Source organism: Psychrobacter sp. PAMC 21119, from assembly GCF_000247495.1.
In the GTDB taxonomy this organism is placed as follows: Bacteria; Pseudomonadota; Gammaproteobacteria; order Pseudomonadales; family Moraxellaceae; genus Psychrobacter; species Psychrobacter glaciei.
Genome location: NZ_AHVZ01000007.1, coordinates 61,009 through 73,796 on the forward strand (window position 1 = coordinate 61,009; position 12,788 = coordinate 73,796).

General features: G+C 42.9%; 11 protein-coding genes. 9 read left to right on the forward strand and 2 right to left on the reverse strand.

The window, feature by feature from the left end:
* Nucleotides 1-7: 7 nt before the first annotated feature.
* Both queF and RH96_RS01845 read left to right on the forward strand, forming a co-directional pair.
* Complete coding sequence (queF, locus tag RH96_RS01840) at nucleotides 8-883, forward strand: NADPH-dependent 7-cyano-7-deazaguanine reductase QueF (RefSeq protein WP_010196600.1); 876 nt, start codon at nucleotides 8-10, stop codon at nucleotides 881-883.
* Between the two features lie 84 nt (nucleotides 884-967).
* Nucleotides 968-1,369 (forward strand): lysozyme inhibitor LprI family protein, encoded by a 402-nt coding sequence (locus RH96_RS01845; RefSeq protein WP_010196602.1) that lies wholly within the window; start codon nucleotides 968-970, stop codon nucleotides 1,367-1,369.
* 87 nt (nucleotides 1,370-1,456) lie between these two features.
* On the opposite strand, the gene RH96_RS01850 is transcribed toward RH96_RS01845, so the two are convergent.
* Nucleotides 1,457-3,175, reverse strand: a complete 1,719-nt coding sequence (locus RH96_RS01850) for a proline--tRNA ligase (protein WP_010196605.1) — start codon at nucleotides 3,173-3,175, stop codon at nucleotides 1,457-1,459.
* A gap of 614 nt (nucleotides 3,176-3,789) precedes the next feature.
* Between RH96_RS01850 and RH96_RS01855 the strand changes: the two genes are divergently transcribed.
* Together RH96_RS01855 and RH96_RS01860 are read left to right on the forward strand one after the other, a co-directional pair.
* A complete protein-coding gene (locus RH96_RS01855; protein WP_010196608.1) occupies nucleotides 3,790-4,557 on the forward strand; it encodes a DUF4230 domain-containing protein in 768 nt (255 codons plus the stop codon).
* Between the two features lie 295 nt (nucleotides 4,558-4,852).
* The gene (locus RH96_RS01860; RefSeq protein ID WP_010196611.1) at nucleotides 4,853-5,077 is read left to right on the forward strand and encodes a hypothetical protein; all 225 of its coding nucleotides are present in this window, start codon (nucleotides 4,853-4,855) and stop codon (nucleotides 5,075-5,077) included.
* 82 nt (nucleotides 5,078-5,159) lie between these two features.
* Here the strand turns inward: RH96_RS01860 and RH96_RS01865 are convergent, their stop codons facing one another.
* Complete coding sequence (locus tag RH96_RS01865) at nucleotides 5,160-6,794, reverse strand: cryptochrome/photolyase family protein (RefSeq protein ID WP_010196614.1); 1,635 nt, start codon at nucleotides 6,792-6,794, stop codon at nucleotides 5,160-5,162.
* 171 nt (nucleotides 6,795-6,965) lie between these two features.
* Between RH96_RS01865 and RH96_RS01870 the strand changes: the two genes are divergently transcribed.
* From RH96_RS01870 to accD, 5 genes are all read left to right on the forward strand, one after another.
* On the forward strand, nucleotides 6,966-7,637 hold the full coding sequence (locus RH96_RS01870) for a phosphoribosylanthranilate isomerase (protein ID WP_010196616.1): 672 nt from the start codon (nucleotides 6,966-6,968) through the stop codon (nucleotides 7,635-7,637).
* Nucleotides 7,638-7,757: 120 nt separating this feature from the next.
* Complete coding sequence (gene trpB / locus RH96_RS01875; RefSeq protein WP_010196626.1) at nucleotides 7,758-9,032, forward strand: tryptophan synthase subunit beta; 1,275 nt, start codon at nucleotides 7,758-7,760, stop codon at nucleotides 9,030-9,032.
* A complete protein-coding gene (locus RH96_RS01880; RefSeq protein ID WP_010196629.1) occupies nucleotides 9,033-10,382 on the forward strand; it encodes a DUF4062 domain-containing protein in 1,350 nt (449 codons plus the stop codon).
* Nucleotides 10,379-11,203 (forward strand): tryptophan synthase subunit alpha, encoded by an 825-nt coding sequence (gene trpA / locus RH96_RS01885; RefSeq protein WP_010196631.1) that lies wholly within the window; start codon nucleotides 10,379-10,381, stop codon nucleotides 11,201-11,203. The genes RH96_RS01880 and trpA overlap by 4 nt, the downstream gene beginning before the upstream one ends.
* A 522-nt stretch (nucleotides 11,204-11,725) precedes the next feature.
* Complete coding sequence (gene accD, locus RH96_RS01890; protein ID WP_413540219.1) at nucleotides 11,726-12,643, forward strand: acetyl-CoA carboxylase, carboxyltransferase subunit beta; 918 nt, start codon at nucleotides 11,726-11,728, stop codon at nucleotides 12,641-12,643.
* Nucleotides 12,644-12,788 lie beyond the last annotated feature (145 nt).

The window sequence follows — 12,788 nt, forward strand, 5'->3', positions numbered from 1 at the left end:
GTGATTTATGAGTATCCACGGTATTTTAGGTGAGCAAACCACGGACTATCCAACTGAGTATAGCCCAGAAACCTTGTATCCTATTGCCCGCAGTATGGGGCGCGCTGCTATTGGCTGGCAAGACGATAAGTTAATGGTTGGCGTCGATTGGTGGCAGGCATTCGAGATGTCTTGGTTAAATAAGCAAGGTATTTCACAAGTGGCCATCGCGCGCTTTAGTATACCCGCTAGTTCTCCATTTATCGTCGAGTCAAAATCACTCAAGCTGTATCTAAACAGTATAAACTTTACTGAATTTACTAATTGGGTAGAGGTGCAAACGCTAATTGCTAAAGACTTGTCAGCATGTGTGCAAGCAGAAGTAACCGTTGAGTTGTTTGGTCTAAATGATGACCTGAATGATAAAGCAACAGGCTTATTGATTGCTCAGCCTGAAGGTGTTTGTATCGATGATGCCTTAGCAGGTAGTAATGATAAAGTCGCATTATGCGAGCATCCCGATGTCTCGCTACTGAGTAACGCTGAAACGAATGTTAATTTAGAAATAGAAAGCTCTCAGTCCTACAATTTTTATTCAAATCTATTGCGCAGTAACTGTCCGGTGACCAATCAGCCCGATTGGGGCACATTGGCGGTTTCGATTATCAGTGATAAGACAGTCGACGAAGCTGCAATGCTGCGCTATATCTTAAGCTTTCGCCAGCACAATGGCTTTCATGAGCAGTGCGTGGAGCAAATATTCGCTGATTTGAGTCAATACTATGAGCCAAGCGAGCTGATGGTTCGTGCGTGGTATACGCGCCGAGGCGGTATCGATATCAACCCTTGTCGCGTGAGTGATATAAGCTTATTGCCGAAGCCAAGCCGTTTAATTCGTCAGTAGACTAAGAGTGCTTGCTAATATTCATCAAATCCGTTTATATACTTATATAGACAAATGTTATTTTGCTTTGCTTGGGAGGTCGAGATGAAAGATGCAACTGGTTTTTTGACGGCGCTAGCGGCAGCTGCTTTGTCTGTTTCTCTCATGCAATCGGCACAAGCGGAGTTTATCGAAAATCAATATAACTGTGAAGACGCTTATATGGAAGTGGCTTATGATTGTGGTAACGATGCGATTATAGTCGAAAAAAATCGTCTTAATAAAATTTATATGAGTGCTTATCGTACTTTGAATACGACACAAAAACAGCAGTTGGATAAAGAGCAGCGTATATGGTTAAAGGATCCTAATGATAAGTGTGACTTTGAATACGAAGGTCCAATGAATAATTCTGTGGTGTACGCCCAGATTTACGCTAATGTCTGTACTGCTAATGAGAGTCAGAAACGTAGTAAGGCGATTGCTAAAAAATATAATATCAAATAACAGTTTTCATTTTTTTATAAGTAAAAAAAGCGCCTATCTCATTAATTGAGATAGGCGCTTTTTATGGCACAGTCTGTGCTAATCAGACTATTTGCCGCTTACTTTTGCTATGACTTCTTCACGGCTAAGCATTTGCTTTTCTGCTTCACGGCGATTGACGTACTCGTATTTGTCTTCAGCAAGATTGCGGTCAGAGACCACGATACGATGCGGAATACCAATCAATTCAAGATCAGCAAACTTAACACCTGGACGCTCGTTACGATCGTCGAGCAACACATTGACACCTTGAGACTTTAGCTCTTCATACAGCGCAGTAGCGGTTTGCATGACGGTCTCTTCTTTCGACTTCATCGGTATGATAGCCACTTCGAACGGTGCAATCGAGTCAGAAACAGTCGGCGTTTTTGGCCACATGATACCGTTTTCATCGTTGTTCTGTTCGATTGCAGCGGCGATGATGCGACTAACACCAATACCGTAGCAACCCATCATTAGGGTAACTGGCTTGCCATCTTCACCTGAAACCTTGCAATTCATCGCTTGTGAATACTTATCACCCAGTTGGAAGATATGACCCACTTCGATACCGCGTTTGATTTTTAGGCTACCTTTACCGTCAGGAGAAGGGTCGCCCTCTTGCACATTTCGAACATCGACGATGCGGGTGAGACGGGTATCGCGTGCCCAGTTCATACCAATAGTATGTTTGTTAACTTCATTCGCACCAGTGACAAAGTCTGATAAGGCTGCTGCCGAGCGATCGACAAACACAGGCATATCTAAGTCAACACCGATATAACCTTTATGCAGACCAGCTGCTTTCAGTTCTTCATCAGAAGCTAGCGTCAACGGCACGTTTGCTTCTTCGATTTTTTCTGCTTTGATGGTGTTTAATTGATGATCACCGCGCAGCACAATCGCAATCAGCTGTGGCTCATCGTCTTCGGTATGACCATGAACGATTAAGGTTTTGACTGTGGTTGATAATGGGATGTCTAAGTGTTCTGCAACCATTTTACAACTGGTCATATCTTCGGTTAAGACGTCTTCACGCGCCATCTTAGGCGGCTGACGCTCAGCAGTGCTGACAGATTCTGCTAGCTCAACGTTGGCTGCATAGTCGGATGAGTCTGAGAATGCGATATCGTCTTCGCCACTGTCTGCCAAGACATGAAATTCATGCGAGGCAAAACCACCTATAGAGCCTGTGTCCGCTTGTACTGCACGAAAATCGAGACCCAAGCGGGTAAAGATACGCGTATAAGCGTCATACATATCATGATAAGTTTTAGCCAATGAGGCCTGATCAACATGAAATGAATAAGCATCTTTCATGGTGAACTCACGCGCACGCATTACGCCAAAACGTGGACGAATCTCATCACGAAATTTACCTTGAATCTGAAAGAAGGTAATCGGTAGCTGTTTATAACTACGTAGCTCGCCTTGAGCAAGATTGGTGATGACTTCTTCATGGGTTGGACCAAGCACAAAGTCGCGATCATGGCGGTCTTTAAAGCGCAACAGCTCAGGACCGTAATCGTCAAAACGTCCGGTCGTTTGCCAGAGTTCTGCTGGCTGAGTCATTGGCATGAGCACTTCTTGTGCACCGACATTTTGCATCTCTTCACGAACAATACGTTCGACTTTTTGTAAGATGCGCAGCCCCATAGGCAACCAAATATATAGTCCAGAAGCGATTTTGCGAATAAGACCCGCGCGCACCATCAATTGGCTAGAGGCGATATCAGCATCACTAGGGGTTTCTTTTAGAGTGGCAAACAAAAATTGACTGGCTTTCATAAATAAAGCGTAACCTTATCAACGATAAAAAAAATAAGAAATAGTAGGATGTTGAGCGTGTGGCTGAGAGTTTCAGAACCGCCGCAAGCTTACCTTTATTACTTGGTAATAGGCTAGGACATCGCCTAGCTAAAGGATGATTTCACAAAAAATACTTCAGTAACTACTTCCTGCATACAGCAGGGGAAGTTTTTAATTTATGCATCAATATATCGGGCTATTCAAACACCAATTTTCAGGCTAGAAGCCCGAAAAATAAATATATGCTGACATTTTTGTTCATGCAATCTGACTATGTTAGGTAAAGTTTGCCTAAGACGCAATGACTTTTTGTTTTTTCAGGCCGAACGTGACGTAAACAGGTAAATATCACGACAGTAACCCGATGATTTGCTGATTTTAAAGGCATTTGTGTGGAAATGTGTGGAAAGATATCGTGCTTTACATAGAGGTATTCATTAAAAATTATGTAGAGGATTGGTAGTTATTACTTGAAGTCGTTGCTCAAAAATAGCATTTATCATTTAGGACGTGATCTTTTGTATAGTCCTGACTGTGTAGTCCTAAAAGTATGTAGTTATAAAAATAAACGATGAAACTTTAAAGGTGCTTATATGAACCGTCCTGATAATCGCTCTCCTATTGATAACCGTTCGACTAACACACAAGCGAAAAAACCCATTGCTTTGATGTCGTGGCTGGTGTTACTTATTGGGTTGGTCGCTATCGTTTTTGCTATCTATACTGCTCAAAATATAACTGAAGAAGCGCCGATAGAAACCATCACTCGTGAGGGTGTGGTCACGAAGATTCAGCAGCTCAATCGCCTGCAAACGGTCGCCTTTAGCGTAGATACTGTCATCACAAGCCAGCGTCCAGGGAGCTGGATGAAGTTATGGCAAGATGAGCAAAAGGGCTTGTTTATCGCCCGTGGTCGCGTAGAGGCAGGGATTGATCTGAGTGCATTGACGCCTGGAATGGTGCAAGTGATACCACCTACTACAGCGCAAATTAATGCCAGACTAGAGGAAGCGCAGGGAGGCGATAACAATACATCAGCTACTCCGGCTTCTATAATGCCGCAGATTAATATTACTTTGCCGCCTTCAGAGATATTTTCAGTCTATTTGGATGATATCGAAATTTATGATTGGCAGACAGGGGCTTTTGGCATGATGCAAGTGGATCCTAAGATATTTGACCAAGCACAGAGTATGGCCAAAAAAGAAGTGCTTGAACGTGCTTGTCGCGGTGATGTCATGAATATGGCACTACAGAACGCCCAAACGCAGTTGCAGCAACTGTTTGCTTTGACAGGTGCAATTGTGACGGTTACCACTCAAGGTGCAGGCGCGTGTCAATTACCAGCAAGTACGTCGTAGATTTTAAGACCTAAATGCTTATCGAGGGCTCTAATCAGGGCGTATCTTGATTTTTAGCCCACTTACTTGCTTCCATTCAGATTGAGGACACACCCTAATATTTTTAGTTTGAAATTATCGATAACCACGCTACCATAGTGGTATATAATGAATTTATTCTAAAAGAAGAATAAAGTACTGCTGAAACCAATTTTTCAAAGCCTACGTCTAAATGATGACACGCCCTAGAAAAATTTATAACAGTCTTATAAATATTGATGATAAGAAAACTCATATAATATAAGAGGTGATGCATATGACAATTTTCAATAATCAACCTGCTACTAATGATAAGCGCGATAAATCGAATAAAAACCTCAAGCTGACAGAAAGACTTCCGTTTGCGACATGGATATTGTTAATTATCAGCTTCACCTTATTAGCATTTGCTTTGTATAGCATTCTAATAAAAACATTAGAGACGCCCAATAATACTCACAATGTTGATGTTCCCGAAAGCACTATGACGGAAGTTAAGTAGCGAAGCGGTTAGTCAGTCACGTGTCTTTTAGCCAATAGACCTTATTCTATGAATATTCGTCTCCCTATGATGCCATGCTTCATTATTTTTTAAATTCAGCAATCGCCAGTTGCCGTACCGCTTTGTGTTCGACCATTGGTGCGGGGTAATCTACCTTCCCAAACATATCGTCGGTGTTGATAGCTTTACGTATCTTGTCTTCGCTATGCAAGGTGCTGGCAGGCATATCCTTTAATTCAGGTAACCATTCCTTTATAAACTCCCCATCAGGGTCATGCGTTTTGGCTTGGCTAAAGGGATTCATAATACGGAAGTAGGGTGCAGAGTCCGTACCGGTCGAGGCGCTCCATTGCCACCCGCCATTATTTGAGGCAAAGTCGCCGTCTATCAGCTGCTGCATGAAATAGCGCTCGCCCCATCGCCAATCAATCAATAAGTCTTTGGTCAAAAACATCGCGGTTACCATGCGCAAGCGATTGTGCATAAACCCTGTGGCATTTAAGCAACGCATCGCGGCATCGACTAAGGGCACACCAGTCCTGCCCGTACACCACGCATCAAAATCATCTTCATTGTATGACCAATTAATCTTAATATCGGTCTCATGTTTATAAGCCTGATGCTGAATAAGCTTTGGTTTATCCGCTAATACATGACGATAAAAGTCTCGCCACGCCAGCTCACTGATCCAGCGGTTAATATCTTCATTGTCGCCATCATTACCATGCAGTTGCTCTTGTGCTTTAGCCGCTTGCAAGTAGCAAAGTCTGGGACTGATGACCCCAATCGTCAGATACGCTGACAACTGACTGGTGGCGTGCAAGCTTGGTACATCGCGGCTCACATCGTAGTTATGAATGTCATCCGCAACGAATTGATCTAAGCGGTGACAGGCGGCGACTTCTCCAGCAGGATAGGCGTCACGTGCGTTAGTAAGCTGTGCCTCACTATCAATATGACTGAGCTGAGTATTATCTGCTAACGACTGTTGATAATTTTTAACCACTTTTTGGCCTAATGCTTCTATCGCGTCAACGGTGTTTGCTGCCTTTTTTGAGATTTTCAAAGCAGCCTTGTTGCTATCGGTGTTGTTATCGATTGCTAAAGCTTTATGCATTTGTATGTTGCTAACTTCCAAGGTATGCCGCCACTTTTTATAAAATGGGGTAAATACCTGATACATACTATCGTCATTGGTGGTGATGCTTTTCGGTGGTAAAATGCATTGATCATGCCAGCGCATAAACTCGATGTCGTTTTTTGCTAGCAGCTTGTTCGCTTGCTCATCGCGTTCAATCTCATTGCCCTCGTATTCATGATTGGCCATGACGCCGCTAATATTATTGGCTGCACATAAGGCATTTAATGAATCCGCACAATCAGAGAAACTGTCGCAAACTTGTACATGCAAGGTGATATTTAATTGTTTGTGCAAGTCATTTGCCAATATAGGCAAGGTACGGGCGATATGATCGAGTTGAACCAATGACATATCGTGCGTTTGCCATTGCTCAGGCGTGAGGAAAAATACAGCGCTTACTGATGCGTCATTATCATGGGCACGCTCACAAAGCGCTGCTAAAGCGGTGTTGTCATGTAGGCGTAGATCACAACGAAACCACATCAAATAATGGGCGGGACTTAGGTTGGTATTATCATTGTTATTGTCAGTGTTGTTATCAATGGTATTGGTAGTTGCCGACGCAGTGTTAGACATTAAGTATCCTCATATTAATCAATCGCAATCATAAACAAAACTATGAATAAAAGTATGCTAGGATAAGTTTTTGGATGCAATTGATTTACTCATTGAGTAACAAATCCTCATCATTTTATGCTTAATCGCTATGACAGCCAATCTATGGCTGCTGTATTTTAAGGTCACACCATGCACGTGAAGTTTTGCGGGTTTACCGACGTAGCTGATATTCATACCGCCACCCAATTGGGTGTAGATGCGGTCGGCTTGGTATTCTATCCGCCTAGTCCGCGTGCTGTGACCATGGAACAAGCCAAAACCTTAAGCACCGCCGTTCCTGCCTTTGTCAGCGTCGTCGCCTTGGTGGTTAATATGTCACACGAAGCGCTGGTTGAACTGGCTGATAATGTCGCATTTGATATCATTCAATTCCACGGTGATGAAAGCCCTGAGCAGTGCCAACAACTGGCAAATGCGGTCAATAAACGCTGGATAAAAGCCTTACGCATCAATGCGGAGCAAGACACCCTTGCTAGCGTGAGCGCGTGTATTGATAGCTTTGCAGCGGCAGGGGCGAGTAGTATTTTGCTCGATGCCTATCATCAGCATAAATATGGTGGTACAGGGGCGCGCTTTGATTGGAGCCTTATTCCTCACCATAGCTCGTTACCGATTGTCCTAGCAGGCGGTCTTGATACCCAAAACGTCGCTGCGACGACAGCGCTGCCCATTTATGCCGTTGATGTCAGCGGTGGCATCGAGGCAGTTAAAGGTAAAAAAGATGCTGCCAAAATGCGCGCCTTTATGAAAGCGGTCAAACGCGATCGATGGCAAAGCGTGACGGTCACTGACGCCATCTAAGCGATTGATAAAGCACCTTTATCCTTATTTGGTCGTTATTCCGATTTTCTGCTTAAATCTTATTTTTTCGTTCTCCACTATTTATATTAAAAAATACCACTTATTACAGTAGGAATTATCATGAGTCATGTCGCTAACAAAGATTTATCAGCCACGGCACAAGCCGTCAATACTTTTACCAATCCAACTGATGTACAAGACTTCAATCAGTATCCCGATGCCCGTGGGCACTTTGGTGTGCATGGCGGTCGTTTTGTCTCTGAAACCTTGATGGCAGCACTGGAAGAGCTAGAAGCGTTATATACCAAAGTCAAAGCCGATCCAGCGTTTTGGGAAGAGTATCATAATGATTTGGTCAATTATGTCGGTCGTCCAACACCGCTTTATCATGCTAAACGTTTGAGCGATGAGATTGGTGGTGCGCAAATTTACTTTAAGCGTGAAGACCTGAACCACACGGGCGCACATAAAGTAAATAACACTATTGGTCAGGCACTGCTTGCCAAAATGTGTGGCAAACAACGTATCATCGCTGAGACTGGTGCAGGACAGCATGGCGTAGCGACTGCGACGATTGCCGCACGTTTAGGGCTAGAGTGTATCGTCTATATGGGTGCCGACGATGTTGAGCGTCAAAAAATGAACGTCTATCGTATGCGTTTACTTGGTGCCACTGTCGTGCCGGTTACTTCTGGCTCACGCACGCTCAAAGATGCGATGAACGAAGCCATGCGTGATTGGGTTACCAATGTCGATAGCACGTACTATATTATTGGTACGGTTGCAGGCCCACATCCTTATCCGCTCTTGGTTCGTGATTTCCAAGCGATTATCGGTAAAGAAGCACGCATTCAGCATCTAGAGAAAACAGGCAAATTACCAGATGCGTTGGTTGCTTGTGTCGGTGGTGGCTCAAATGCCATTGGTTTGTTCTTTGACTTCCTAAATGATACTGACGTGAAAATGTATGGCGTCGAAGCCACAGGTGATGGTATCGAAACAGGTCGCCATTCAGCGCCACTAGCTGCTGGTCGTATCGGCGTACTGCACGGTAACCGTACTTACCTGATGGCGGATGATGATGGTCAAATCCAAGAGACGCATTCTATCTCAGCTGGATTGGATTATCCTGGCGTTGGTCCAGAGCACAGCTTCTTAAAAGACATGAAGCGCGTTGAGTATGTCGGCTGTACCGATAAAGAAGCGCTAGAAGGCTTCCATGAAGCCACGCGTAAAGAAGGTATTATTCCTGCGCTTGAGACTGCCCATGCCGTCGCTTATGCATTGAAACTGGCCAAAACCATGACACCAGATCAGACAATCATCGTCAATATGTCAGGTCGCGGTGACAAGGATCTGCATTCAGTGATGAAGGCAGAAGGGATTGAGATGTAGATGAATAAGAAATATCAAATTTTCATCAGTTCTACGTACGTGGATTTGGTAGAACCACGTAGTAAAGTGATAGAGGCAATCTTAAAGCTCTATCACTTTCCTATTGGTATGGAGATGTTTAGTGCAGCTGATGATGAGCAGTGGCAAATCATTGAAGAAACTATCGATTCTAGTGACTTTTATATAATATTAGTTGGAAATCGCTATGGTAGTCTTACGAAAGAGGGAATAAGTTTTACTGAAAAAGAGTACGATTATGCAAAGAAGATAGGTGTTCCAATTTTAACATTTGTTAAAGATGAGACCTTGGCTACTACTCCTCAAGAAAGAGAAAATGACCCTGCAAAGATTCAGAAATTGCAGGATTTTAGATTAAAAGTTCAAGAAAATAAAATGAGAGAGGTGTGGACGAACTCTGATGATTTAGCTCATAGGGTTAGTATGGCACTAATGAAACAGATTCCTCGCAAAAACCGTGTAGGTTGGATTAGGGGTGATTCAATATCGGAAGATGCTACTAAAGAATTAGTTGCGTTATCAAAGGAAAACAGAGAGTTAAAAGAAGAGTTATCTCAGTTGCGGGAGTTAATTGGTGAGAGAAACCCTGTTATAGAATTAGATTTGCATGATGTAATCTCAGTAGATCTAGCTATTCCTCAAGTTGAATGGAATGAATTTCTCATAGATTCTCTTGAAGCGTTACCATTAGAGGTGCCAGAAGGTTTGGAAGAAGAGTTGTCATTATCTTCTATTAGGGAATACAACAAAAATATTCCCTCACCATTAGCTATTGATGATTATAACCAGAAAATTAAAGAATACTATTTATCTACTTTTTCCAAACCTTTTGATTTCTCTATAAAGAATGACGGTAATAGTAAAGCCAATTATATTGATGTTTACATTAAATTCCCAGATTTTGTTAAAGTTGTCGAAAGTGTAGATATAGAAAATAAGTCTTATCCTAAAGATATATTCCCAGAGAACCCAGTTGAAGCTGCTCAAAAAAGATTAATGACTAAGCGAAGAATGGGATATTTATTTCCCAGTATGTTCAGTAGTAATGACTATATTACTTCTTTTCCTTCAATGAAAAACTTACCAAGTTTTGATAATAAGAACTTCACTCTCAAAATTCAAAAAAACAGCGTCATAATAAATACCCCATATCTATTACATACGCGTTATGAAGAAATTTTGGATGAACTGGTTATAATTCCTTTATGTACAGGTCGTGGAGAAATATCTCTTAACTTCATATGTGAAGAAATGGAATCATCCGAATCTTTGATTATACCAATTACTGTAAGTACAGATAAAACCTTAGATTTTAAAAGAGAAACCCTATGACTAGAATTGAAAGCACCTTTGAAACCTTAAAAGCACAAAATAAAAAAGCCCTGATTCCTTATGTAATGGCAGGCGATCCCAATCCAGAGACGACAGTAGGCTTGCTTCATGACTTAGTCAAGCATGGTGCAGATATGATCGAATTGGGCTTACCCTTCTCTGATCCAATGGCCGATGGCCCAGTCGTTGCCTTGGCAGGAGAGCGTGCATTGGCTGCCGGTACGAGTACCCGTGATGCGCTAAAAATGGTCGCTGAGTTTCGTCAAACAGATACACAGACGCCAATCATTTTGATGGGCTATCTCAATCCTGTTGAAATCATTGGTTATGATAACTTTGTTGCGCTGTGTGAGCAGTCTGGCGTCGATGGTATCTTGATGGTTGATTTACCACCAGCAGAGGCGGGTAGCTTTACCCAGCACTTAACTGACAACTCGATAAATGAGATTTTCTTACTATCACCAACCACTTTGCCTGAGCGCCGTAAGCAAGTATTAACCCATTGTGGCGGTTATATCTATTATGTATCATTGAAAGGCGTGACAGGTTCAGCAACGCTAGATACAGCTGCTGTGGCGACCCAAGTGCAAGCCATTAAAGCCGAGACAGACCTTCCAGTATGTGTCGGGTTTGGTATCCGTGATGGGGCTTCTGCAAAAGCGATTGGTACTCATGCGGATGGGGTGATCGTTGGCAGTGCGTTGGTACAGAATTTTGCTGATATAGATGCGAGCGATGCGACGGCTGTTGCGGCTGCTCAGCAAAAGATCATGGCTAAGATGGACGAGCTACGCGGCGCGTTGGATAGCTTGAGCGTTTAGATTTATATAGTCATTGCCTTATATGGCGATCGCTATAGAAATCATCGATATAGCAGAATGGGTCGCGTTTGCTGATGGCAGGCGACTCATTAGCACTCATCATCGACATTATATAAGTTCCGCTGTATGAACCTGAGAAATAGTCAATAGCGTAGCCACGTTGATTTACGGTTTATAAAGACTTAATATTTATGAGCGCTGAGTATTTATGAGCGCTGAGTATTTATAAACACAAGATCAAATGACTTTGCTAAATTTAGTTTACGAGTGTAAACTAATATAATTATGATAGTGGTTTTTAAAATAGCATTTGTTGATACTCCTATCGCTGATCTTTATCCATAAGTACGATAGACTGCGATATGGATATGTAAACGTGTCCCATAACTGCTCATGTTATGCTGGTATTTGACACTTTGTTTAGACAACCATTAAACTCTCAAGGACAAGGGAATGAGCCAACTTGTCGATAAGCCTTTGATGATGGCAAATAATATGACTGATACAATAACAAAACCTGATATGACTAATAACACTGAAAAAAACAACGTCGAGCCGAACGGCAACACCGCTGGGCAATCGTGGTTTAATCGCTCGGTACCAGGTATCAAGCAGCAATTGACAGCGCCTTTGACAGCAGTAGAGACTGAACCGTCAACCAAGTGCAGTAATTGTCATTCGATGATTACCAACACGGCGCTGATTTTTAACTGTTATGTGTGCCCGCACTGCGATCATCATTTACCGATGAGTGCTCGCGAGCGTCTGCATTGGATATTGGATCAAGTAGATGGTGAGCTTGGGCAAGAATTTACGGCAAAAGATCCGCTGAGATTCGTCGATAGTAAGCCATATCCAAAGCGTATGAGTGAAGCACAAGAAAAAACGGGCGAATCTGAAGCGCTGATTGTCATGTATGGTAAGTTGCGCAATCTTGACGTCGTCGCTTGTGCTTTTGATTTCCGCTTTATGGGCGGCTCTATGGGGTCAGTCGTCGGCGATCGATTTGTCCAAGCGGCAGAAAAAGCGCTTGAAGATAAAGTACCTCTAGTTTGCTTTGCAGCCTCAGGCGGTGCACGTATGCAAGAGGGGCTGTTGTCTTTGATGCAGATGGCTCGTACCGCAGCAGCAATTGAACGCTTAAGAATTGCTGGCGTGCCGTATATCGTCGTGCTGACCAATCCCGTTTATGGCGGTGTGACCGCATCGCTCGCTATGCTCGGTGATATCCATCTAGCAGAACCAAAAGCCATGATTGGCTTTGCTGGCAAGCGTGTGATTGAGCAAACCGTCCGTGAGACATTAGAAGAACCATTTCAGCGTGCCGAATTCTTGTTAGAGCATGGCGTGGTCGATGAAGTGGTACATCGTCATCAGCTTATCGATACCATTTATCGCTTGCTGGCGAAGTTATGTGGCGTTCCTAATGTTAATGCTTAGCACCAAATAAACAGCGGATTGAGTTTATAAGTTTTATAACTGCTTAGCAGCGTGTTAATATCTCTAAAATATGCAAAACTCCTTAATAGCATTTATCGTCATATAACGGTAAATGCTATTTTTGGTTTTAGTTAGCAGATACACG